We start from the raw sequence: 22,872 nt of genomic DNA, 5'->3' as shown, positions 1-22,872 counted from the left end.
AGTGACCGTCGACGCGGGGTGGAAGAATCGGGGCGGTCGTCGAGGGGGATCGATGTCGTTCAGGTATTTCGTGTACATCAGCGATGCCAAGGTGGAGATGCTGCTGCAGCAGATCGACCCCGGTGCCATGCGGAAGCGCTCGTCCGAGGTCGGTCTGGGGTTGCAGTTTCTGACTGCCAAGCGCAGCGGCGAGACGCTCGCGGGAGCTGAGCGCACGGCCCGGCTCGAAAAGGTCGTGCGCTACCTTGGCGACTTCGGTGACCTGGGCACGGTCGAGGCGCCGGGGCAGTTCTTCTGGGGGCTCATGCCGCTGCGCTGGGGCCCGACCGTGGGCGCCGACGGGTTCCCGATGGTCTACTTCGGCGGCCGGGCGGGCGGGACCGTGCTGGGCCTCGGCGGGTCCCGGGCGCACATGTTCGGCACGCCGCCCGGTGGTGAGCAGCAGGTGCTCCCGATGGGCCGGTCGATGCTGCCGTCGCTGCTGGAAGGCCTGAACCGGGTCGACGGCGAAGAGGCGCCTGACGCCGTACGGGCGGCCACTGACGCGCTGCGCGGGCCCGCTCAGACCATGGAGTTCATCGCCAAGCGCCTGATGGACGAACCTGGCGCCGACGGCGAACGGGTGCTGCTCGGCTCGCCGCTGTACGTCGCCCTCGTCGACTGAATGCCTCTGGTGCCATCCGTGTGCCAAAGTCCTTTGCAGTGGTGCCACTCGTGTGCCATAGTGGTGCCATGGACCTGACCTCGTACGTGACCAACCTGGGCCGCGAGTTCGCCACGCTGGCCGAATCCGGTGGGGAGGAGTCGCGGGCCCTGGTCGAGCGCCTGACCGGGGCGCTGGAGTCGGCGATCCGCATGACCGTGCTGGAGGCGCTGACCGCCGCCGCCGACGAGATCACGCGGGATCTGGCCCCGGGGTCGGTCGAGGTACGGCTGCGCGGGCGTGACCCCGAGTTCGTGGTGACCGCTCCGCCGTCCGAGGCGGCCCCGCCGGTTGCCGCCGAGCCTGTGAACTCCCCGGCCGAGCTCGAGGACGGGCCGGCCACCCGCATCAACGTCCGCATGCCCGAGCAGCTCAAGGCGGCCATCGAGGAAGCCGCGGCCAAGGAGGGCCGCTCGGTCAACGCCTGGCTCGTGCGGGCCGCCGCCACCAGCCTGCAACGCCCCGACAACTTCGCCGAGCCCAGCGTCGCCGTGAAGCGCTCCGCTCAGCGTTTCACCGGCTGGGTCCGCTGACCCACCGCGCCACTCCGCGTCCCTGACCTGCGGGGACGATCCACCGACTCAGGAAGTGGGTACCACCATGCCTGTTTTCGACACCCCCGAGCCGATTGCCGTCACCGTCGAGTTCGGCGTGGGCCACCTCGAGGTCGTGGCCGGGGACCGCCGCGACACCGTCGTCGAGGTGCGCCCGAGCGACGAGCACGACGAGTCCGACGTCGAGGCCGCCCAGCAGCTCAAGGTCGACCTGAGCCACGGTGAGCTGCGAGTCATCGGCCCGAAACGGTTGTTCGACTTCTCGAAGAAGACCCGCTCGGTCGAGGTGAGCATCGAGCTGCCCGCCGGGTCCAGCCTCGCGGCGCATCTGCAGATGGGCGGGATCCGCACGACCGGCCGGCTCGGTGAGTGCCGCCTCAAAACGACCGGTGACATCGTGCTCGAACGCACCGGGCCGCTGCGACTGCACACCGGGTTCGGGAACGTCACCGCCGGCCCGGTGGCCGGGGACGCCGACGTCTCCACCGGCTCGGGCCGCATCCAGCTCGGGCCGGTCGACGGCGCGGCCGTGGTCAAGAACTCCAACGGCGAGACCACGATCCACGCGGCCGGCGGTGACGTGCGGGTGCGCAACGCCAACGGCCGCATCGACATCGGCCGGGCCGGCGCGGGCGTCGACGCCAAGACCTCGACCGGCGACATCCGCCTCGGTGAGGCCGTACGCGGGTCGGTGGTGCTCGGCACGGCGGCGGGCGGCCTCGACATCGGCATTGCGCCCGGCACCGCGGCGTGGCTCGAGGTCAACACCGGATTCGGGGACGTGCGCAACGAGATGGAGAACGCGCTCGGCCCCGGCGAGGCCCAACAGACCGTGGAGGTGCGCGGCCGCACCTCGTACGGGGACATCGTCATCCACCACTCCTGAACGGAGCACCTCATGAACACCCCTGCCATCCGCATCGACGGCATCCGCAAGTCGTACGGGAAAATCGACGTGCTCAAGGGCGTGACCTTCGACGTCACCCGCGGCAGCGTCTTCGCCCTGCTCGGCTCGAACGGCGCCGGCAAGACCACCCTCGTACGCATTCTGTCCACTTTGCTCAAACCTGACGGCGGCACCGCTTCGGTGGCCGGCTACGACGTCGTCTCCCAGCCCGCGCGGGTGCGTGGCTCGATCAGCTTGACCGGGCAGTTCGCCGCGGTCGACGAGATCCTCACCGGCCGCGAGAACCTGATCATGCTGGCCCGGCTGCGGCGCGTGCCCGAGCCGGGGCGGGTCGCCGACGACCTGCTCGCACGGTTCAGCCTGACCGATGCGGGTGGGCGCCGCGTCGGCACGTACTCGGGCGGGATGCGCCGTCGCCTCGACATCGCCATGAGCCTCATCGGGGACCCGCCGGTCATCTTCCTCGACGAACCCACCACCGGACTCGACCCGGAAGCGCGCATCGAGGTGTGGAACGAGATCCAGAAGCTCGCCGGCGGCGGCACGACAGTGCTGCTGACCACGCAGTACCTGGAGGAGGCCGAGAAACTCGCCGACCGGATCGCGATCCTGCACGACGGCGTCGTCATCGTCTCGGGCACCCTGGCCGACCTGCGCAAACTGCTGCCGCCGGCCAAGGTCGAATACGTCGAACGGCAGCCCACCCTCGAAGAAGTGTTCCTCTCCGTCGTCGGAAAGCAGGCCTGACCATGACCACCCACGTCCTCGGCGACACCAGCGTGATGCTCGGCCGTTCGATCAGGCACGTGTCCCGCAGCCTCGACACGATCATCACCGTCACGATCATGCCGATCGCGTTCCTGCTGCTGTTCAGATACGTGTTCGGCGGGGCGATCCAGGCGAACACCGACAACTACGTCAACTACCTGATGCCCGGCGTGCTGCTGATCGCGATCGCCAGCGGCATCTCGTACACGGGTTTCCGGCTCTTCAACGACATGAAGAGCGGCATCTTCGAACGCTTCCACTCGATGCCGATCGCCCGCTCGTCGGTGCTGTGGGGGCACGTGCTGACCTCGCTGGTCTCCAACGCGATCTCGGTCGTCGTCATCCTGCTGGTCGGCCTGGGCATCGGATTCCGCACCTCGGCGGGGCCGCTCGCGTGGCTCGCCGTGACCGGCATCCTGGTCGTCTTCACGCTGGCCCTGACCTGGCTCGCCATCATCGCCGGCCTGAGCGCCTCCACCCCCGACGGCGCCTCCGCCTTCTCCTACCCGATCATCTTTCTGCCCTTCATCAGCTCGGCCTTCGTCCCTACCGAGACCATGCCGGGCCCGGTGCGCGCCTTCGCCGAGAACCAGCCGGTGACCGCGATCGTCAACAGCATCCGCGCCCTGTTCGACCAGCAGCCCGTGGGCAACGACATCTGGATCGCGCTCGCCTGGTGCGCCGGCATCCTGTTCGTCGCGTACGCCGCGGCGATGGCCGTCTACCGGCGCAAGATCGCCTGACCCGGGCGTTCGCACTTGGCGCAAACATCAATGACCATCCATTGATATCCATTCACGAGTGTCGATAACCTGCCCCGCACAACCACGGGGAGGTTTCCGATGAGTCGTGCCCGAAGATCGGCTGTGCTCGGCACTGCCGCGCTGATGGTCTCCACGTTCCTGGTCGCGTCGCCCGCACGGGCGGCCGACCTGGACTGGGAGGCCGAGGTCAGAAAGATCCCGGCCGCCAAGTACACCCGGGACGCACCCACCTACATCCGCCAGGCCGCCGAGCGCGTACGCCCGTACCTGGACGCCGAGGACGTTCGCGAGACGCTCCAGCCGGTCGTCGACGATCTGGACACGCGGTACTTCGACGGCGCACGCCTCAAGAACGACAACGACGCCAGGACCACGTACGGGCATCTCGAGCCGCTGCTGGAGGAGCTCGAGGACGACGCCGACGACAGGCGGCCGTTCCTCGACGCGCTGGTGGGCACGCTCACCGGCATACGGCTGCTGTCCGACGCGTCGATCCAGGACGCCGAGGCGATCGTCAACCCGTGGAAGATCATTCAACCGGCGCCGCCTGTGCCGGACGGGATGACCAAGGCGCTCGACGACATCAAGAAGGCCAAGAACGCGTTCAAGGAGGCCGACGGGGAGCTGCGCGAGGCCGACCCGGAGGACGCCGCCGAGGCCAACGCGCAGGCCCGCAAGCACGGCTTCGCGGTGCTGGGCCGGTTCGGCATCACCTACGAGGGCGATCACGACGCCGACGGGGTGACCGACCTGACCGAGCTGCGGTTCGGCGCCAGCCCGCTGATCGCCGACTCCGACGGCGACGGGCTCACCGACAGGACCGAGATCGAGCAGCTGGCCACCGACACGCGGCCCAACAACCCGGACAGCGACGGCAACGGCGTCGACGACGGCGCCGAGGACACCGACGGCGACGGGCTGACCAACCTGCGTGAGCAGGAGCTCGGCACCAAGCTGACCGACCCCGACACCGACGGCGACGGCCTGGCCGACGGCGCCGAGGTCGCGCAGGGCCGCGATCCGCTGGTCGCGGACAACCCGCCACCGCCGGTCAGCGAGCCCACGCCGCCGGTGGAGACCGCGCCGACGCCCGTCGACACCGACGGCGACGGCATCCCGGACAGCACCGAGACCGACGACGCCGAGACCGACCCCGCCAACGCGGACACCGACGGCGACGGGCTCAGCGACGGCGCCGAGATCACCGAGCACCTGACCAACCCGGTGCGGGCCGACACCGACGGCGACGCCATCGCCGACGGCTACGAGGTCGCGCACGCCGAGGACCAGGGCCTGGACCCGGTCGTCCCGGACGAGCGGGTGAGCAAGTGGACGTACGTGACCGACTTCGTGGTCGGGCTGATCGCCGGAGACTTCTCGCCGCGCGACTCGATGGCGTGGCTGGCCGGATACCTGTGCTCGGGCGGGCTGAGCCTCATCCCCGTGGTCGGGTGGGTGCTGGGCGGCCTGGCCGACCTGCGCGACACCGTCGCCGCCCTGATCAAGTCGGACTGGGTCGGCGCCGGCCTGAGCATCATGGGGTTGGTCCCGTACGTCGGTGACGCCGTCGCCATCCCGGGCAAGGCGGCCAAGTTCGTCCTGCGGTACCTGCACCGCCTCGACAAGGTGATCACGTTCGTCGCCAAGTACGACAAGATCTCCGACAGCGTCAAGACGCTCGCCATCCGGGCCATCATGCTGGGCGACTACGGCAAACTGACCGCGGCCGGCATGTCCGACGCGGTGATCCTGCGGATGGCCCGCAAGAGCAGCAACAGCCTGAAACGTCTGGCCGACGCGCTCACCGGCGCGGTGCCGGGCGCGGCGGCGACCCCCTGGCTGCGGGGCTGGCAGGCCGGCGAGGACTACTTCGCGACCGTCATCATGGCCGGGCGGCAGGGCACCCGCGGACCGGCGGCCCGCATCCCGATGCCCGGACGGCCCCGGCCCAACTCGGCCCGCGAGCCCGACTTCCTCGAGACCGGCCCGCCGCGCAACCTGCACGAGGTCAAGACCGGCGAGCCGGGGCACCCCGAGTCGTACCTGAAACAGTGCGAGCAGGACCGCAGCCTGCTCGACAACGGCGAGGTCGACAACGTGCTGTGGCACTTCCTGCCGCACGCCAACGGGTCGCAGGGCATCCCGCAGGACCTGCTGGACTGCCTGCGCCGCAACCGGATCCCGTACCAGATCCACGCGTCGACCGGGGCCTTCTGGCCGTTCGCGGGAGAATGGGCGTATGAGCCGGTCGTTTAGGGTCGAAGGCGTCGAGCCGAGGCGTGGCAGCAACGGCGTCTGCAGCTACCCCGGCGAGATCCTGGCCGGGCAGGCCGCGGTGGTCGAGGCCGCCGCGCGCCTGCCCCAGGACCCGGCCCTGACCGACCTGCCGGAATACCTCTCGGTGGCGACCCGCGACGGCGAGGAGTGGACCCTCGGGTTCGACGACGGGATGCTCGGCGTGTTCGACCTGTCCTACCCGGGCAGCGACGTGTTCGAGCAGCAGCTGGCGGCCGAGCCGTGGGTCGCGTCGGTCGAACGGGTCGAGCGCGAGGTGTTCGCCTTCACCACGACCACGGTGCTGACGGCCGACGTGGTGCTGGCCCACTGCGTCGACGTCTGCGGCAAGGTGTTCCGCCGCCTCAACGGCTAGCCACGAAGCTGCTCGGGCAGGCCGAGGCCGTGGAAGCGGTCGGCGGAGAACGTGGTGATCTCGGTGATGGCGCCGCCGGTGATGCGCAGGACGTCGAGTGTCAGCGGCAGGTAGGCGGCCTCGGACGGGCGCCAGTGGTAGAAGGCCACCGCGGGCTGGCGGTTGACCGACGTCTCGATGCCGCGCAAGCCCCGCATGCCCTCGAAGCCGCTCTCGGTCCAGTCCTGGACGACGGCGTCGCGGCCGATGAACAGGCCCGGGGTCGGTGGCATCGAGCACCGTACGTCGTCGCGCAGCATGGCGGCGAGCGCGGGGATGTCGGTGGCCACGCTGGCCTCGGTGAAACGGCGGACCAGGTCGCGGGTGGCGGTGTCCTCCGCGCCGGTGGTCCAGTCCTGGCGCTGGGCGGGCAGGTGTTCGCGCATACCGGCGCGGGCTCGCTGAAGGGCGCTGTTCACGGAGTTGACCGAGTCGCCGAGCAGTTCGGCCACGTCCTTGGCGGGCCATCCCAGCACGTCCCGCAGGATCAGCACGGCCCGCGGGCGCGGCGCGAGGTGCTGGACGGCGACCAGGTACGCCAGTTCGATCGTCTCGCGGGCCACGGCGGCGGTCTCGGGCTCGTCGGCATCGCCGGCGGGCAGCTCGTCGAGCAGCCTGTCGGGGTAGGGCTGCAGCCACGGCACCTCGCCGCCGGTGGCCGGGCCGGGGCGGGTGCGGGCGAGGCGGTCCAGGCAGGCGTTGGTGGCGATCCGGTAGAGCCAGGCCCGTACGGTGGAGCGGCCCTCGAACGTCTCGCGCCGCCGCCAAGCGCGCAGCAACGTCTCCTGGACGGTGTCCTCGGCGTCCTCGAACGAGCCGAGCATCCGGTAGCAGTGCACGTGCAGCTCCCGGCGGTGCCGTTCGGCCAGGCCCGAGAAGGCCGGCTCCTCCAACGTGTGCGCGCTCATCCCGTCATCCTTCCGCCTCGGCGTGGTCTGTCGTAGGTGTGACGGGCGCGCGGCCCGAAACTCATCACTCGCCGGACGTAACGGAAATGCGTTGTTCCGCGCCACGGTGGCTGTCACTCTGATCATCCTGACCAACCGCAACCAGCTCAGCGAGGACATCCTGCGCGACGTCGAGGGCGTCTCGGCCGGTTACGGCGTGCAGACCGTCCGGGCCGACGTCAAGGACCTGGTCTTCCCCGGCAACCTGCAGGAGATCATGAACCGGGTGCTGACGGCCCAGCGCGTGGCCGAGGCCCAGATGGTCGAGGCCCGCACCCGGGCCGAGCGTGAGACGCTGGAGGCCGACTCGAAGGCGCGCGCCGAGCGGGTCGCGGCCGAGGCCGAGGTGATCGGCTTCGACAAGCACAGCGACGTCGGAGCGGAGTAAGCACGACGGAACCGGCTCCCGAACGCGGAGCGACACGATCAGGGAGCCTCATGTCCCACCCCGTGATCATCGACTGCGACCCGGGGCACGACGACGCCCTCGCGCTGCTGCTGGCCGCCGGCGATCCCCGGCTGCGGCTGCTGGGCGTCACCACCGTCGCCGGCAACCAGACGCTCGACAAGACCACCCGCAACGCGCAGCGGATTCTGGCCCTGGCCGGCGCGACCGGGGTGCCGCTGGCCGCCGGCTGCGACCGGCCGCTGGTGGGGGAGCTGACCGTCGCCGCCGACATCCACGGCACGTCCGGGCTCGACGGCCCCGACCTGGACGTGCCGGTCGCGCCGCCCGCCGACGTGCACGCGGTGGAGCTGATGCGGCGGCTGATCGCGGAGTCGCCCGAGCCGGTCACCCTGATCGCGCTCGGGCCGCTCACCAACGTGGCCCTGCTGCTGCGCACCCGTCCGGAAACCGTTTCCCGCGTACGCCGCATCGTGTTCATGGGCGGCTCGACCGACCGCGGCAACACGACCCCGTACGGGGAGTTCAACATCGTCACCGACCCCGAGGCGGCCGACATCGTCGTACGGTCGGGCCTGCCGGTCACCATGATCGGCCTCAACGTGACCCATCAGGCCCGGACCACGCCCGAGATCATCGCCGAGCTGAACGGTCTGGGCACCCGGGTCGGGCGGGTCTGCGCCGAGCTGATGACGTTCTTCGCCGGCGCCTACCGCCGCAACTTCGGGTTCACCGACCCGCCGCTGCACGACCCGGTCGCGGTGGCCCGCGTGCTCGACCCGGCCCTCGTGCGCACCGTCGCGGCGCCGCTGGCGATCGAGCTCACCGGCACGTGGACGCGCGGCGCCACCGTCGTCGACCTGCACCACCGTACGGGCCGGGCTGCCAACGCCGAGGTGGCCGTCGGCATCGACGTCGAGGGGTTCTGGCGTACGCTGCTCGAGGCGCTCTCTAGGTATACCTAGACGGGTCGTGAGCTGGGAAAATAGGTAGCAGGCGCCCGATGTGGCGGCGCGCCGGCCGTTCGAGGATGGACACATCGCCGAACGACGAAGGAGCGCCGCCGTGATGATGCACAACGACCTGCTGCTGACCCTGGCTTACGAGCGTCAGAACGAGTTGATCGCCGAGGCCGACCGGACGCGGCTGCTCACCAGCGCCCGCGCCGCGCGCAAGGCCCGCCGGGCGGCGAAAGCCCGTGCGGCCCGCGCACACCCCACCGGTAACCTGGCGTCGTGCGACCCTTCCGTGGCGGCGCCGGCCCGGTGATGATCGGGCGGGAGAGCGAGCTGCGCCGCCTGGCGCGGCTCGCTTCCTCGCGTGAGCCGGCCGTCGCGATCATCGCGGGCGAGCCCGGCATCGGCAAGACCCGCCTGGTCCTCGAGCTGCTGGCCACCCTGCCGGCCACGACGGTGGTGCTGGTCGGCCAGGCCGAGCCCGGGTCGCTGTCCCGGCCGTACGAGGTGCTGCTCGACGCCATCGACGGCCGCCCCGAGGTGGGCGAGCAGCAGCTGGCCGCGCTGACCGACGCCGCCCGCAGCCCGGTCCAGCGGCTGCACACGGGCCTGGCGATCCTCGGCGACCTGATCGGCGACACGCCCGCCGTGATCGTCTTCGAGGATCTGCACTGGGCCGACTCCGAGAGCGCGGCGCTGTTCGAGCGGATCGCCGACCAGCACGGCCCGCGGCTGCTCATCGGCACCTACCGGCCCGACGAGGTGAGCCGCCGCCAGCCGGTGGCCGGGCTGCTCGCGCGCACCGAACGCCGGCACGCCGTCACCCACGTACGGCTGGACCGCCTGACCCCCGCGCAGACGGCCGCCCTGATCGCGGCGGCCACCGGCGCACCGGCCCCGCTGCGGGCGGCCACGGCCCTGCACACCCGTACGGGCGGGAATCCGTTCTTTCTCGAGGAGCTGCTGCGGGCGCTGCCCGGCCAGGACGCGGAGGCGCTGGTCGAGCAGCCGTTGCCGTGGAGCCTGGCCGACGTGCTGCGCCGCCAGGTCGACGACCTCGAACCGGCCGGCCACCGCATCGTCGAGGCGGCCACCGTCCTCGGCCACCGCATCCCGTTCGACCTGCTGGCCGAGGTCACCGGCGCCGGCGAGGACGAGCTGATCGCCGTGCTGCGCGACCTGGTCACCCGGGGCGTGCTGGTCGAGTCGGGCGACGACGAGTTCACCTTCCGGCACGCGCTCGTCCGCGAGGCGATCGGCGGCCAGATGCTCGGCCGTCAGCGCCGCCGGTTGCACGAGGCAGCCCTCGACGTGCTGCTGCGCGCGGGCGGCTCCGACCCGGCGATGATCGCCCATCACGCCCGCGGCGCCGGCCGCTACGACGACCTGGTCGCCGCCGCCCGCCGCGGAACCGCGAGCTACCTGTCCATCGGGTCGGCCTATCAGGCCCTGCAGCTGGCCGAGATGGGCCTCGACGAGGTTCCCGACGACACCGAGCTGCTGGCCGGGGCGGCCCGCGCGGCCTGGCTGGCCGGGCTGCTCGACGACGCCCTGCGCCACGCCCGCCAGTGGCGTGACCTGGCCGCCGGCGCCAGCGACCGGGCCGAGGCGCTCTACCTGCTGGTCCGCCTGGCCTGGGAGTCACGCGAGTTCGACGAGATGCGCGCGCTCACCGACGACATCGAGACGCTGATCGCGCGGCTGCCCCGCGGCGCCGACCAGGCCCGTGCGATGACCGCGGTCGCCCAGTCGGAATATCTGCGCGACGAGCTCGACGCCGCCGTGCGCTGGGCGGACCGCGCGCTCACCCTGGCCGACGAGTTCGACCTGCCCGCCGTACGGATGTCCGCGCTGCTCGAGAAGGGCGCGGCGCTGAGCGAACGCCCACGGACAGCCGCCGAGGGCCGCGAGATCCTGACCGCCCTGGTCGACGACGCCGAGAAGGCGGGGGAGTGGGTCCTCGCCGCCCGCGCCCTCAACACCCTGTTCTACGGCGAGCAACCGTCCTCACCCGAGGAACACGCCGAGACCCTGGAACGCATGCGGGTCGACGCCGAACGGGCCGGGTTCGAATCGCTGTCGGTCGCCACCTACTTCCAGGGCCGGGCCCGGCTCGCCGTGCGCAAGGGCGACCTGCGGGCTGCCGTCGCCGCCCTGGAGGAGGGCCGCGAACAGGACCGCAACTACCGCCGCCGGGGCCGCTGGGCCGACTACCACGCCGTCTTCCTGGCCGGGCTCTACCTCGAAGCCGGCGAACTCGACCGGGTCGCCCAGGTCATCGCCGACCTGACCGCGCTGCCCAACAACCCGCCCGCCGTGGTGCCCGGACTCGCCTTCCACCTGCACTGCCGCCGCGCCGACCGGCCCGCCGCCGAGGCCGCCCTGACCGAGCTGCTGACCGAGCTCGACAACCAGCCCTGGCGCAGCGGCGAACAGGCCCATGACCTGGTCTCGGCCGCCCTCGACCTGGGCCTGCCCCTGCCCCGCCTCGACGAGCTGGCCGCCGCGCTGCTCGACGCCGACGTCTGGGACAGCTATCGCACGCTGGTCGACGCGCAGCTGGCCGAGGCGCACGGCCGGCCCGCGGAGGCCCTTGACGCCTATTCGTCCATCACCGGCGCGCACATCCTCGGCCCCGCCACCCAGGGCACCGTACGGGTCGGGGCCGCCCGTTGCCTGCTCGCGCTGAACCGCCCGGACGAGGCCGCCACGCAGCTCACCCTGGCGACGCCGCTGCTCTCCGGCTGGCTGGGCTGGCGGGTGGCTCAGCTGGAACAGGTGCGGGCCCGCATGGGTCTCACCGGCTCCGGCCCCGAAGCTCTCACCCCACGCGAGCGCGAGGTCGCCGTGCTGATCGGCGAGGGCCTGACGAACACGGAACTGGCCCGCCGCCTCTACATCTCTCCCAAGACTGCCGCCGTGCACGTCTCCAGCATCCTGCGCAAACTGGGCGTCTCGTCCCGTACGGAGGTAAAGGACGCCCTCACCGGCTGAGCCCGGCCTGTCCGCCGCCCGACTGCTGTCACCGGGCATCCGGACCTACCATGAGGCCGCCGGATGTCCGACGACCGCGGGGATCGGGGGCGGCCGTGCCCTATCGAGAACTCGAAGAACGGCGTCTGCTCAAAGCAGCGAACAGACGACGCCGACGCGCCCGCAAATACCGGGTGGCCTTCTTGGCCGTGTTCGCCGTCGTGTATTCCGGCGTCCTGGCGGTCATTCTCTTCGGATGGCCGGCCGACGAAATGGTGGTCGGTGAGGAGCGTGGCATCGCCGTCTCCTTCGAAAAGATCCGGCGGCCGCTGACCAGGTCGGCTGTTGTCGAACTCGCTTCTCCAGGTGCCGGCGCCCCCGCGGGTCACGTTGTGTGGCTCATGCGGGACCCGCACCACGAAGCCGGTCAGTTCCCGTCCGACCAGGTGGCTTTGACGGCCACGCCGTTGACCGGCAATTCGGTTCTCGTGACCGTGACGGTGGACCCGTGGGGGCCCGAGCGCGTCGAATCGGGAATCTACCGGGAGACGGTCGTCGTGGCCTCGGGCGCGGACTCCGAAGAGCTTCCTCTGGTCATCGGAGTCGGTCAACGTGGTGGCAAGTGGGCTGTCGTCGCCTTCGTCGTCATCGCCACCGGCGCCGCGCTCGGCCTCATCATCAAATGGATCACGGAGGGTCTGACGCCGCAGGCTGCCCTGATGAGGAGGTTCGACGCGCTCCGCCGCACGATGGGCTGGGGCACGAACGGGCGGGACCTGCCGTTGAACGCTCGCATCAGGCTCAACGAGCTCGAGGATCTCATCCTCCGGCACGACCTGGCGCGAACCGAGCAGGAATTCGCCGAACTCGAGCGGCACCGTAACTCGGCGGCGGTCCTCGCCAGTCAGACCGCCGTGCTGTACGACCAGCTCGACGCCGTTTCGGACGCGATCGAGCAGTGCCGTGACAAGGTGGGCCGCGACGACCGGAAACTGGCCGACGCGGCTGTGGACGAGGCGTACCGCAATCTTGTGGAGGCGCAGTCCTGGAACTGGCCCGACCGGACCGACGAGATCCAGGCCGAGCTGCGCCGGATTCGCGATCATCTGATACTTACCGGGCACATCGTGGGGTCGTTCCTGCGCGCGCCCCGCAACCAGGCGCTCCGTGAAGCTGTCCGGCTGTTGCAGCGTGGTCAGACCGAATTGGCGGAAGAGGTTTACAACAGACGCCACCAAAGCCGCGATGTTGAACCAGACCTTCCGGGGCCGCCGCCCGGAGACAAGTCGGCGGAACCCGACGGCGGAGCCGGGCGATGGTACGACGACCTTGAACCGGTGTCGGCCTTCTTCCGGTACGCCCGGGTGTTCGCGGGCTGCGCGTCGGTTGTGGTCGTGTCGCTTGTGGGGTTGAAGACTCAGTACCTCGACAACGTGACCTTCAACAGCAACCTCTCGTCCTGGGTCGCGCTCGGTCTGTGGGGACTCGCGGTCGAGCTCAGCGGTGTCGCCATCGTGGACGTGCTGGCTCGCCTGGGTAGCGGGGCGAGTGCGACCGCTGCACGGCAGGCGCTGTGACGGCGCGGGCTGTCCGTCAGAACCCGGCATGGACGACGACTGGCTGGACGAGCTCGACGACCTGGGGATCGGCACGCCGCCCGAGGTGATCGACGCGGCGATAGCCAGGATGACTCCGCTCGCGACCGACGCCGACGAGTGGACGCTCTACCACTGGGCCAGGCTTCACCTGACTCGGATGATCCAGGCGGCGATGATGCCGGGGCGCTGGTCGGCGCCCGGTGATGCCGACCAGGCGGTGGGTGCCGGCGAGGCGGCGCTCGGGATGCTCCGGCAGGACGCCGACGGCGAGCCGGGTCCTGAGGTGGCGGTGCTGGACATCGTGGCCGAGGCGTTGACCGTCCGGGATGCCGGCTCCGACCTCGACCGGGCGATCGAGCTCGTGGGGGAGGCGGCGCGGCGGTTCCGGCCGGGATCGCAGGAGTGGGCGCACGCGGTCAACTCGCTCGCGCATCGGCACGTCGCCCGCTACGTCAAGCACCACCGGGCCGAGGACTTCGACGCGGCCGAGCAGGCGTTGCGGACCCTGTTCGGCGTCTGGGGCGACCGGCCCTCGCTGTGGCAGCGGCACGGGTCGCTCTACGAGGAGCGGTTCCGCCACGCCGGTGACCTCCGCGATCACCGCCGCGCCCTGCGGATCCTGCGTGACGGGTGGGACGAGGACCCGAGTCAGCCACTGCTTGCTCTGTCGTTCGCCGACGCGGTGGTCAACTCGCCGGCCGAGCCGGGCGCCGACGAGCTGGACGCGGCGGCCGAGATCCTGTCCACGGCCGACGTGCGCGAGCTGCCCCCGCCCATGCGGACGCAGTTCCACTACTTGACGATGGTGGTGCAGTTCCGGCGTCAGCAGACCGAGGCCACCGTACGGGCGGCCGGGCGGCTCATCGAGCAGCCGGGCACCGAGCCGGACATGCGGGCCGAGGCCCGCTGGATCCGGGCCTCCGCACGCCTGGACCACGCGTCGAGGGCCGGCGACCGGACGATCGACGTGGACCCGATCATCGCCGACCTGCGGGCCGCCCTGCCGTTTCTGAACCCGGGGGCGCGCCGGGTCGCCGACGCGCAGCTGGCGCGGACGCTGGCCGAGCGCGTCCGGCGTACGGGGGAAAGGGCTGATGCCGAGGCGGCCGAGGCGTTCGCGGCAGCGGCTCTCCCACGGTTGCCCCGCGGCTCGGCCGAGCGCGCCGAAGTGCTCTACCACCTGGCCTTCCAGCTGCTGCGCCGGTTGGACACCGACCGGGGCATCGCCATGCTGCGGGACGTGGTGACGGATCCGGCGGCCGCGCCCAAGGTGCACGCCGCGGCGGCCGCCCAGCTGGCCACCTCGATCGCCTGGCGCGGGCACCACTCGGACGGCGCCGCCGGGCAGCTCGACGAGGCGATCACGCTGGCCCGCGACGCGCTGAGACGGACCAGCCGCGACGACACGAACCGGGTGGCGCTCGCCGCGGCGGTGGCGAACGCCCTGATGCTGCGGTTCGAGACCCGCGGCGACCTGGCCGACCTGCGCTGGGGCCTCGACCTGCTGGGCGACGCCCGGTACGAGGCGCCCGACGACCCGAACCGGTACGAACTGCTGCTCGCCCTGGCCCAGGCCCAGATCATGTGGGCCGAGATCACCGGCACGGCCCTGCCCGCGGACACGCCGCACCTGCTGATCGAGACGCTGCGGCTGATCCGGCCCGACGACCCCGCCCGCGTGCAGACGTTGCGCAGCCTCGGCGCGACGTACGTGCTGCTCGCCCAGCGCAGCAACGACCGGGAGCACTGGGAGCGGGCGGCGGGCTACGCGCGCGAGGTGGTGGCCGGGTCGCTCGCCGGGGAGCCGAGCTCGGCGATGATGCGGATGAGCGCGGGCAGCACGCTGGTGCTGGCGGGCCGGGCCCTGGACCGCTACGACCTGGTGCGCGAGGGTGCCGACCTGATCGCGGAGACCAGTCGGCAACCGACCGGGGAACTGCTGCGGGGCCGGCACCTCGCCCAGTACGGCATGGGGCTGGTCGCGCTGCGCCAGCACGCCCCGCAGCCCGGCGACCTCGGCCGGGCCGTTGCGGCCCTGCGCGAGGCCTTCGACATCGCCGCCGCCCAGCCGGGGCAGCGCGGCGCCGCCGAGATCGGGATGGCGCTGGCCGCCGCGCTCGTGATCGACGGTGACCCGGCAGCGGCGGCCGAAACCGGCCGGCGGGCACTGCGGGCGCGAGCCTGGCAGGTGTTGCTGCAATCCGGTACGCACGACGCGATGACCACCGCCCGGCGCAGCTCCCCCGACGCGCTGGCGATCGCGCGGGCCGCCCTGAGCGCCGGCGACCCGGCCGGGGCGTGGCTGGCGCTGGAGACCGGACGGGGGCTCGTGCTGCACGCGGCGACGGTCGCGGCCACAGTGCCCGAGCTGTTGCGGGCGGCGGGGCGCGCCGAGCTCGCCGACCAGTGGGGCGCTGATCCGTCCGCCGGGGGAGGGGCCGATTGGCGTACGGGAACCCCGGTCATGCCGAGTGACGCGCGGTTCCGGGCGTTGCGGGTGCTGGCGCGCGAGGCCCGGTTGTTCGACCCGCCGTCGGTCGACCGGGTCGGGGATGCCCTGCGCGACATGGGCGCCGACGCGCTCGTCTACCTCTTCCCCGGCGAGCCGGGGTTCGCGCTGCTGGTGGAGCCGGGCGGGGCGATCGGCACGGTCGACCTGCCCGGGCTCACCGGTGACTGGGCCGTCCCGGCGGCCGTGCAAGCGGCCGTCGCGGCCCGCGGCGAACCGGCGCCGGGCGTGCGGATGCGTGACCTGGGTGCGGCGCCGGACGACCCGGGGGTGGGGACGACGCTGGCCGAGGTCTGCCGGGCCGCCTGGGACGTCGCGATCCGGCCGCTGCTCGACCACTGGCAGCAGAACCACAGCGGCGAGCCCCACCTCGTCCTCGTCCCCGACGGCGCCCTGGCCACGGTGCCGTGGCACGCTGCGCACGGCGACGGCCGGTGGGCGATCGACGAGGCGGCGTTCTCGTACATCGCCTCGGGCCGGCTGCTCGTCGACGTGGCCGGCCGCCCCATGCCCGAACGCACCGACGTCGGCCTGGTCATCGGCGACCCGGACACCGGCGACACTGCCCCGGCCCTGCCCAACGCCGGAGCCGAGGCGAGCACGATCTTCCGCAAGCACTATGCGGCCGGCCGGTTCTGCGGGCGATCGGGCGACCCGGCCGTCATCGCCGCCGGCCCCGGCCTGCCCGGTGACGTGCTGGGCTGGCTGACCGCAGCCGAGCCCGCCGCCGTGCTGCATCTGGCCTGCCACGGCGTCGTCCGGGCGGACGGGCCGGCCTCGTCGTACCTGCTGCTGGCCGGCGGCGCCCAGGTCTCGGCCGAGGAACTCCTGCGGGCGGCGGCCGGCCGCTCGGCGGGCCTCGTGTCGCTCGCCGCGTGCACAACGCACCGGGCCGGGCGGTCCTACGACGAGGCCGTCACCCTGTCGACCGGTTTCCTCGTGGCCGGCGCGACCACCGCGATCGGGTCTCTGTGGCCGGTGCCGGACAGGGAGACGGCCCGCCTGATGGTCGCCTTTCACGACAACCTGGCCGGCGCGGGCCTGCCGCCGCACGTGGCGTTGCGCGAGGCCCAGCGCTCCGTCCGCGATCCCGCCGACGACACCACGCTCACCCATTGGGCCGGTTTCGTCCATCTGGGCCGGTGACCACGGGCAGCAGAGCCCGTCGACGACCGTGATCCGGGCGAGTTGGAAACCGCCGGCAACAGACCCTTGACCTTCCAGCGGCTGTCGGCCTCAGCATGGAACCCATGGACGAAGACCCTGAACTGCTGACGGTGGGGCAGCTGGCGCGCCGCACCGGGGTGGCCGTGCGCACCCTGCGTTTCTGGGCCGACGAGGGAGCGGTGCCGCCGGCGGGCCGGTCGGCGAGCGGCTACCGGCTCTACGACGCGGCCTCCGTGGCCCGGGTCGAGCTGGTGCGCACGCTGCGGGAGCTGGGCCTCGGGCTCGGCGACGTCGCCCGGGTGCTGGACGGCCGCGCCACGATCGCCGAGGTGGCGGAGGTGCATGTGGCCGCGATCGACGCGCGGATCCGGGCCCTCAAGGTCAGCCGGGCGGTTCTGTCCACCGTCGCGAAACGGGGTTCCAGCGCTGAGGAGACCGCATTGATGAACCGGTTGGCCCGCTTGTCGGCAGCCGAACGCCTGCAGATCGTCGACGACTTCAAGGCCGACGTGTTCGGCCGGCTCGACCTCGAGCCACGCCTGCGGGAGCGGATCGGGAACTACGGTGTCGAACTGCCCGCCGATCCCACCCCGGACCAGGTGGACGCCTGGATCGAGCTGGCCGAGCTGGTCGCGGATCAGGGGTTCCGCGACCGGATGCGCGCCTTCGTACGGCTGAACACCCCCTCGCCGGGGGCGAAGGAGCCGCCGGGGGCGCGGATCTGGTGGGCCCGGCAGGTCGTGAGCACCGTCGCCGCGGCCCGGGAAGGCGGGATGCGTCCCGGCGATCCGGCCGCGGCCGAGCTGGTGTCCACCCTGTTCGGCGATGTGCCGCTCGCGGGGGTGCGGGAAAGCCTGGAGGCGGGACTCGCCGCCGGGATGGAGAAGTACCGACGGCTGGTCGCGGGTGTCCGCGGTGAGCGCAGCTCACCCGACGCGACCGAGGACCTGCGCTGGCTCGCCGCCGCCCTGCGGGCCGACCAGGGCTGACCGCACGCGATCCAGGCGGGCGACGCCGATCCTGCTGCCGGCCATGCCGAGCCCTTCCGCGCGGAACCGGAGGAATGGCCGCCGTATGCCGCAAAACAGGCGATTCACACCCTCGACACTGGATCGAGACTCGCGGCGGCCGCGTCCCGGCGGTTGGCGAGCATGCTGGTGATCGTGACGGTGGCCAGCGTGGCGGCGATGACCCCCAGCGAGGCCAGCGTCGGCACCTCGGGCAGCCATGTCCAGATGCCGTGCGCCCAGTGCAGCACCAGCTTGACGCCGATGAAGGCCAGGATCACGGCCAGCCCGTAGTCGAGGTGGCGCAGCTTGTCGAGCACGTTGCGCAGCACGAAGTAGAGCGCGCGCAGGCCCATCAGCGCGAACGCGTTGGTCGCGAACACCAGGTACGGGTCCTCGGTCACGCCGTACACCGCGGGCACCGAGTCGACCGCGAACACGATGTCGGTCATGAAGACCGCGACCACGACCACGGCGAGCGGGGTCAGCGCACGCCTGCCGGCCCGGCGTACGACCATCTTGCCGCCGTCGTAGTCGTTCGTGACCGGGAAGAACCGCCTGAGGAGCCGTACGCTGCGCATCTGATCGATGTCGACGGTGTGCGCCTCGTCGCGCCGCGCGTCCCGCATCACCTTGATCGCGGTCACCAGCAGGACGGCCCCGAACAGCAGGAACGCCCACGTGCCGGCCTGCAGCACGGCCGCGCCCAGGGCGATGAAGACGCCGCGCAGCACCAGGGCGCCGGCGATGCCGTACAGGAGGACCCTCTGAGCCAGGGCCGAGGGCACCGCGAAGGCCGTGAGCAGCAGCATGAAGACGAAGAGGTTGTCCACCGACAGAGACTTCTCCACCACGAAACCGGTGTAGAACTCGATCGCCGGGCGGCTTCCGTACGCCCACCAGAGCACCAGGCCGAAGACGGCGGGCAGGGTCAGATAGAAGACCGACCAGCCGACCGCCTCGCGCATCGGCACGTCGTGGGGCCGCCGGGTGACCACGAAGTCGGCCGCCAGCAATGCGATCAGGACGGCGATGCTGACACCCCAGAGCAGGGGGGAAGCAACGGTCTCGAGCGGGGCAGCCAGGGTCACGGTGTGCGCCATACAGGGGTCCTCCTCGGAAGATGCGCGTCATCGTCCGAGGTCTCCCTCACCTGCCACGTCGTGGCGGGCGAACGCACGGGGGCATCGAAATGCCCGTGATGACCGCAACGTTCGTTACGAGGTACTCCCCTCGCCGCGCACTCTAGCTCACCCGGCTGGGAGGCGGCTTGGCACCACCCGCGATGGCGGTGAGCAGCAACCCCTTACGGGCGAGCCAGCGGCCGGTGAAACCGGTCAGCTCGCGCCCGTGCAGCCGCGGACCGGCTACCAGCAGCCGCGCCCGGAACGTGCCGCCCACCGGGTCGATCGTGACGTCGGCCTCCTCGAAGTCGAGCCAGCGACGCATCAGCGGGAACCACGTCTTGTACACCGACTCCTTGGCGCTGAACAGCAGCCGCTCCCAGCTCACCCCCGGATGGTCCCGGTGCAGCGTGGCAACCCGTTCGCGCTCGGCCGGCAGCGAGACGGTGGCGAAGACGTCGCCGGGCATCGGCTCGTCCGGCTCGGCGTCGATGCCGAGCAGGGCCATGCGCCCGGCCTCCGCGACCGCTGCCGCACGGTAGCCGGGGCAGTGGGTGATGCTGCCGATCAGACCGGCGGGCCACAGCGGCTCACCCCGCGGCCCGCGCGGCAGCGGGACGGGCGGGCGGCCCAGCCGGGCCATCGCCTCGCGGGCGGCCCAGCGGCCGGTGGTGAACTCCCGCCGGCGCTTCTCGACCATCGGCTCGACGATCGCCACCTCCTCGCCGAGGAGCGTCGCCCCGGGCGGATCGGTGAACGTATCGACCGATTCCACACCCGGCGGCAGGATTTCTTCGATCACGGCTCCATCATGGGGGCCCGGTCGCCGCTGTCACCGTTCGGGTGGGTGACGGTGACAGCGGCGGGTGATGTTGCTGTCGTTGAGTGATGACAGCGTTGCCCTGCGAGGGCGTCTTGATGACGGTCGAGATGCTGTGGCCGAACGGACGACGAGAGACCGCCGGGAACGTCAGCCGGTGATGGCCGCACCGCACTGGCGCATCCAAGATCACGAACGTTAATCTGGCCGCCCATTGTGATCTGTCGTTGTCTGCTCGTTCGCTCAGCACCCTCAGGAGCCCGCCCCTCCATGGCTTTCCGTGCCGCCGCCGCCGGCGCCCTCGCGCTCACCGCGGTCATCGTCGCTCCCGTCGCCTACGCCCGCACCACTGCCGAAGCGGCGGCCGGCCCCAGCGTGAGGAGCGCCCCGGTGCGGGATGCGCCGGCGGTCGTCGGCGCCCCGGCGCGGCTGATGAACCAGCTCTCCACCGGCTCGGGCAACGCGACGATCACGCTGCTCGGCGACTCCACCGGCAACGACAGGTCGGAGTGGTTCTACCAGCTGTCGACGTGGATCGCCGCGCGCTACCCGGGTTACCGCACCACCTATCGCCAGTGGGACCACAAGAAGCAGGCGTACGGTGCCCCGGCCGTGCTCGGACCGGGCACCGGCTGGCTCTCCCTGTCGCTCTACAACGGCAGCGTCGGCGGGGCCAAGGCGGGTTACGCGGTGGAGGGCGACCGGTTCGGCAAGCTGACCGCGCAGGGTGGCAACCTGTTCCTCGTCAACTACAGCCACAACGAGAGCCGGGACACGACGTACCCGGCGTACGAGCGGCTGACCGCGAAGCTGGCGGCGTTGTCGCCCCGCCCGGACATCGTGCCGGTGCTGCAGAACCCGGAAGGCCCGCCCAGCAAGACGTCGCTGCAGCGGTACGCCCACCACGTGCGGCTGCGCGCCATCAAGGGGCTGGCCGAGGCGAACGGCTGGACGACGATCGACGCGCACCGGCAGTTCACCGCGGACCCGCGGCCGCTGAGTGCGCTCGTTCCCGACGGCGTCCACCCGAACGCCGCCGGGCAGGCCCTGTGGCTGACCGCCGCCAAGTACGCCTTCCTGGGCTGACCGGCCCCTAGACGTCGCGTACGGGGCGCTCCTCCGGCTCGGGCGTGGCGCGCTCGGGCGTGGTGTTCTCGGGCGTGGCGCGCTCGGGCTTGGCGGCCTCCTCCGTCACCGGCTCGGCCGTGGCGGGCTTCTCGGTCACGCGCTCGGCTGTGGCGGGCTTCTCGGTCACGCGCTCGGGCGTGGCGGCTGCGGGCGTGGCGGCCGGGGTCTCGGCTGTTTCCGGGGCGTGGTGGTCGTTGCCGCGGCGGTGCAGCGTGAACGTCACGACGACCACGATCAGCGCACCCACGATCAGGCCCAGGATCGCGCTGAACACGGTGTTGACCAGCCAGCCGATGAGCCCGCCGAGGGCGCCGGTGGCGTCGTGGGCCGCTTCCTCCAGGTGGTGCACGGCGTCGTAGAGCGCGTGCAGCCCCAGCTCGTCCGCGCCGACCAGCAGAATGTGCCCGCCGACCCACAGCATGGCGGCCGTGCCGACGACGGTGAGCGTCGTGAGCACCCTGGGCATGGCCTTGACCAGGCCGCGGCCCAGCCCGGCGACCGCGCCCGGCCCCTGCGACAGGCGCAGGCCGACGTCGTCCATCTTCACGATCAAACCGACCGCGCCGTAGACGGCGACGGTCATCAGCAGCGCGACCACGGCCAGGATGGCCAGGCGGGACCAGAACGGCTCGTCGATGACCTCGTTCAGAGTGATGACCATGATCTCGGCCGACAGGATCAGGTCGGTGCGCACGGCCCCGGCGATCAGGCTCTTCTCGTCCTTGGCGGCCTCGTCGTCGTGCGCGCCATGGCCGGAGATCTTGGCCCACACCTTTTCCGCGCCCTCGAAGGCGAGGTAGGCGCCGCCCAGCATGAGGATCGGCGTGAGCAGCCACGGCACGAACTGGCTGAGCAGCAGCACCGCGGGCAGGATGATCAGGAACTTGTTGCGCAGCGAGCCGAGCGCGATCCGCTTGATGATCGGCAGCTCCCGCTCGGCGGCCAGCCCCCGCACGTACTGCGGCGTGACCGCGGCGTCGTCGATCACCACGCCCGCGGCCTTGGCGCCGGCCTTCGCGGCGGCCACCCCGACGTCGTCGACGGAGGCGGCCGCGGCGCGGGCCAGCACCGCCACATCATCCAGCAGGGCTACGAGTCCACCGGCCAAGGCGCGGGTCCTTTCAAGGGGTCGGTCAGCGTCCGTGCGGGCTCATTGTCGCTTACGGCCCGTGGGCGCGGCAGCCCGGATCGGTATCGTGAGCGGCATGCAGCCTCGGGTGGATCACGGCGTCGTGTCCGGAACGTTCAGCCTCGACGGGCAGACCTTCGACGTCGACAACAACGTCTGGGTGGTCGGTGACGACGCCGAGTGCGTGGTGATCGACGCGCCGCACGACGTCGACGCGATTCTGGCGGTGGCTGGGGAGCGGACGGTCCGCGCGATCGTCTGCACGCACGCCCACGACGACCACGTACGGGTGGCGCCCGCCCTGCGCGAGCGCACCGGCGCGCCGATCCTGCTGCACCCGGCCGAGCGCCCGCTGTGGGAGCTGACCCACGGCGCCGAGGTGCGCTGGGACGAGGACCTGGCCGACGGGCAGCAGCTCTGGGGCGGCCTGACCGTCCTGCACACGCCGGGCCACGCCCCGGGGGCCGTCTGCCTGTACGCGCCCGCGCTGGGCTGCGTCTTCACCGGCGACACGCTCTTCCAGGGCGGGCCGGGGGCGACCGGGCGCTCGTACTCCGACGCCGGCCTGATCGTGCGGTCGATCCGGGCCAAGCTGTTCACGCTGCCGGGCGAGACCGTCGTGCACACCGGCCACGGTGACGACACCACCATCAAGGCGGAGCGCGACGCCCTGGGCGAGTAACGGCACAAAACTTGATTCATTCCAGAAAAGAGGGCTAAGGT

The 22,872-nt window shown here is 71.8% G+C and carries 20 protein-coding genes; 16 read left to right on the top strand and 4 right to left on the bottom strand.

The window, feature by feature from the left end; all coding sequences use genetic code 11:
* Nucleotides 1–52 precede the first annotated feature (52 nt).
* From C8E87_RS41175 to C8E87_RS41145, 7 genes are all read left to right on the top strand, one after another.
* Nucleotides 53–664 carry a DUF7019 family protein gene (locus C8E87_RS41175; RefSeq protein ID WP_133878755.1) on the top strand — a complete coding sequence of 204 codons (612 nt, stop codon included), beginning with the start codon at nt 53–55 and terminating at the stop codon, nt 662–664.
* A 68-nt stretch (nt 665–732) separates the two neighbouring features.
* A complete protein-coding gene (locus C8E87_RS41170; RefSeq protein WP_133878754.1) occupies nt 733–1,236 on the top strand; it encodes a ribbon-helix-helix protein, CopG family in 504 nt (167 codons plus the stop codon).
* Nucleotides 1,237–1,303: 67 nt separating this feature from the next.
* On the top strand, nt 1,304–2,143 hold the full coding sequence (locus tag C8E87_RS41165) for a DUF4097 family beta strand repeat-containing protein (protein ID WP_133878753.1): 840 nt from the start codon (nt 1,304–1,306) through the stop codon (nt 2,141–2,143).
* 12 nt (nt 2,144–2,155) lie between these two features.
* Nucleotides 2,156–2,911, top strand: a complete 756-nt coding sequence (locus C8E87_RS41160) for an ABC transporter ATP-binding protein (protein ID WP_133878752.1) — start codon at nt 2,156–2,158, stop codon at nt 2,909–2,911.
* Nucleotides 2,912–2,913: 2 nt separating this feature from the next.
* The gene (locus tag C8E87_RS41155) at nt 2,914–3,675 is read left to right on the top strand and encodes an ABC transporter permease (RefSeq protein WP_133878751.1); all 762 of its coding nucleotides are present in this window, start codon (nt 2,914–2,916) and stop codon (nt 3,673–3,675) included.
* A 99-nt stretch (nt 3,676–3,774) separates the two neighbouring features.
* Nucleotides 3,775–5,952, top strand: a complete 2,178-nt coding sequence (locus C8E87_RS41150) for a hypothetical protein (RefSeq protein ID WP_133878750.1) — start codon at nt 3,775–3,777, stop codon at nt 5,950–5,952.
* Nucleotides 5,936–6,346 (top strand): hypothetical protein, encoded by a 411-nt coding sequence (locus C8E87_RS41145; protein WP_133878749.1) that lies wholly within the window; start codon nt 5,936–5,938, stop codon nt 6,344–6,346. Before C8E87_RS41150 ends, C8E87_RS41145 begins: the two co-directional genes overlap by 17 nt.
* Here C8E87_RS41145 and C8E87_RS41140 read toward each other — a convergent pair.
* A complete protein-coding gene (locus C8E87_RS41140) occupies nt 6,343–7,398 on the bottom strand; it encodes an RNA polymerase subunit sigma-70 (protein WP_275409135.1) in 1,056 nt (351 codons plus the stop codon). The genes C8E87_RS41145 and C8E87_RS41140 overlap by 4 nt on opposite strands.
* Before the next feature lies 1 nt (nt 7,399).
* On the opposite strand from C8E87_RS41140, the gene C8E87_RS41135 reads away from it, so the two are divergent.
* From C8E87_RS41135 to C8E87_RS41105, 7 genes are all read left to right on the top strand, one after another.
* Nucleotides 7,400–7,720 carry an SPFH domain-containing protein gene (locus C8E87_RS41135; protein ID WP_166661354.1) on the top strand — a complete coding sequence of 107 codons (321 nt, stop codon included), beginning with the start codon at nt 7,400–7,402 and terminating at the stop codon, nt 7,718–7,720.
* Nucleotides 7,721–7,770: 50 nt separating this feature from the next.
* Nucleotides 7,771–8,703 (top strand): nucleoside hydrolase, encoded by a 933-nt coding sequence (locus tag C8E87_RS41130; protein WP_133878746.1) that lies wholly within the window; start codon nt 7,771–7,773, stop codon nt 8,701–8,703.
* 100 nt (nt 8,704–8,803) lie between these two features.
* Nucleotides 8,804–9,007 carry a hypothetical protein gene (locus C8E87_RS41125; RefSeq protein WP_133878745.1) on the top strand — a complete coding sequence of 68 codons (204 nt, stop codon included), beginning with the start codon at nt 8,804–8,806 and terminating at the stop codon, nt 9,005–9,007.
* Nucleotides 8,974–11,688 carry a helix-turn-helix transcriptional regulator gene (locus tag C8E87_RS41120; protein WP_239080567.1) on the top strand — a complete coding sequence of 905 codons (2,715 nt, stop codon included), beginning with the start codon at nt 8,974–8,976 and terminating at the stop codon, nt 11,686–11,688. Before C8E87_RS41125 ends, C8E87_RS41120 begins: the two co-directional genes overlap by 34 nt.
* Nucleotides 11,689–11,870: 182 nt before the next feature.
* Nucleotides 11,871–13,244, top strand: a complete 1,374-nt coding sequence (locus tag C8E87_RS41115) for a hypothetical protein (RefSeq protein ID WP_133878744.1) — start codon at nt 11,871–11,873, stop codon at nt 13,242–13,244.
* Nucleotides 13,245–13,272: 28 nt separating this feature from the next.
* A complete protein-coding gene (locus C8E87_RS41110) occupies nt 13,273–16,920 on the top strand; it encodes a CHAT domain-containing protein (RefSeq protein WP_133878743.1) in 3,648 nt (1,215 codons plus the stop codon).
* A gap of 104 nt (nt 16,921–17,024) precedes the next feature.
* On the top strand, nt 17,025–17,930 hold the full coding sequence (locus C8E87_RS41105) for a helix-turn-helix domain-containing protein (protein WP_203720890.1): 906 nt from the start codon (nt 17,025–17,027) through the stop codon (nt 17,928–17,930).
* 104 nt (nt 17,931–18,034) lie between these two features.
* On the opposite strand, the gene C8E87_RS41100 is transcribed toward C8E87_RS41105, so the two are convergent.
* Together C8E87_RS41100 and C8E87_RS41095 are read right to left on the bottom strand one after the other, a co-directional pair.
* Nucleotides 18,035–19,051: a TerC/Alx family metal homeostasis membrane protein gene (locus C8E87_RS41100; protein WP_133878741.1), complete on the bottom strand. Its 1,017-nt coding sequence runs from the start codon at nt 19,049–19,051 to the stop codon at nt 18,035–18,037.
* Between the two features lie 142 nt (nt 19,052–19,193).
* Nucleotides 19,194–19,874, bottom strand: coding sequence for a 4'-phosphopantetheinyl transferase family protein (locus C8E87_RS41095; protein WP_133878740.1), 681 nt, complete (start codon nt 19,872–19,874; stop codon nt 19,194–19,196).
* A 288-nt stretch (nt 19,875–20,162) separates the two neighbouring features.
* Between C8E87_RS41095 and C8E87_RS41090 the strand changes: the two genes are divergently transcribed.
* Nucleotides 20,163–20,978, top strand: a complete 816-nt coding sequence (locus C8E87_RS41090; protein ID WP_133878739.1) for an SGNH/GDSL hydrolase family protein — start codon at nt 20,163–20,165, stop codon at nt 20,976–20,978.
* Between the two features lie 7 nt (nt 20,979–20,985).
* Here C8E87_RS41090 and C8E87_RS41085 read toward each other — a convergent pair whose 3' ends face one another.
* Nucleotides 20,986–22,128, bottom strand: a complete 1,143-nt coding sequence (locus C8E87_RS41085; RefSeq protein ID WP_133878738.1) for a DUF808 domain-containing protein — start codon at nt 22,126–22,128, stop codon at nt 20,986–20,988.
* A gap of 97 nt (nt 22,129–22,225) precedes the next feature.
* Between C8E87_RS41085 and C8E87_RS41080 the strand changes: the two genes are divergently transcribed.
* The gene (locus C8E87_RS41080) at nt 22,226–22,831 is read left to right on the top strand and encodes an MBL fold metallo-hydrolase (RefSeq protein WP_133878737.1); all 606 of its coding nucleotides are present in this window, start codon (nt 22,226–22,228) and stop codon (nt 22,829–22,831) included.
* The last annotated feature ends 41 nt before the right edge of the window (nt 22,832–22,872 follow it).

The organism is Paractinoplanes brasiliensis (assembly GCF_004362215.1).
In the GTDB taxonomy this organism is placed as follows: Bacteria; Actinomycetota; Actinomycetes; order Mycobacteriales; family Micromonosporaceae; genus Actinoplanes; species Actinoplanes brasiliensis.
The sequence above is the reverse complement of the archived record's forward strand: the minus strand, read 5'-3'. Positions and strand labels throughout refer to the sequence as shown.

Bases quoted from the DNA above. Each gene is read 5' to 3' on its own strand.
- C8E87_RS41165 (WP_133878753.1), top strand. From the start codon at position 1,304: ATGCCTGTTTTCGACACCCCCGAGCCGATTGCCGTCACCGTCGAGTTC.
- C8E87_RS41175 (WP_133878755.1), top strand. From the start codon at position 53: ATGTCGTTCAGGTATTTCGTGTACATCAGCGATGCCAAGGTGGAGATG.
- C8E87_RS41155 (WP_133878751.1), top strand. From the start codon at position 2,914: ATGACCACCCACGTCCTCGGCGACACCAGCGTGATGCTCGGCCGTTCG.
- C8E87_RS41100 (WP_133878741.1), bottom strand. From the start codon at position 19,051: ATGGCGCACACCGTGACCCTGGCTGCCCCGCTCGAGACCGTTGCTTCC.
- C8E87_RS41160 (WP_133878752.1), top strand. From the start codon at position 2,156: ATGAACACCCCTGCCATCCGCATCGACGGCATCCGCAAGTCGTACGGG.
- C8E87_RS41110 (WP_133878743.1), top strand. From the start codon at position 13,273: ATGGACGACGACTGGCTGGACGAGCTCGACGACCTGGGGATCGGCACG.
- C8E87_RS41130 (WP_133878746.1), top strand. From the start codon at position 7,771: ATGTCCCACCCCGTGATCATCGACTGCGACCCGGGGCACGACGACGCC.
- C8E87_RS41080 (WP_133878737.1), top strand. From the start codon at position 22,226: ATGCAGCCTCGGGTGGATCACGGCGTCGTGTCCGGAACGTTCAGCCTC.
- C8E87_RS41150 (WP_133878750.1), top strand. From the start codon at position 3,775: ATGAGTCGTGCCCGAAGATCGGCTGTGCTCGGCACTGCCGCGCTGATG.
- C8E87_RS41105 (WP_203720890.1), top strand. From the start codon at position 17,025: ATGGACGAAGACCCTGAACTGCTGACGGTGGGGCAGCTGGCGCGCCGC.
- C8E87_RS41090 (WP_133878739.1), top strand. From the start codon at position 20,163: ATGGCTTTCCGTGCCGCCGCCGCCGGCGCCCTCGCGCTCACCGCGGTC.
- C8E87_RS41145 (WP_133878749.1), top strand. From the start codon at position 5,936: ATGAGCCGGTCGTTTAGGGTCGAAGGCGTCGAGCCGAGGCGTGGCAGC.
- C8E87_RS41170 (WP_133878754.1), top strand. From the start codon at position 733: ATGGACCTGACCTCGTACGTGACCAACCTGGGCCGCGAGTTCGCCACG.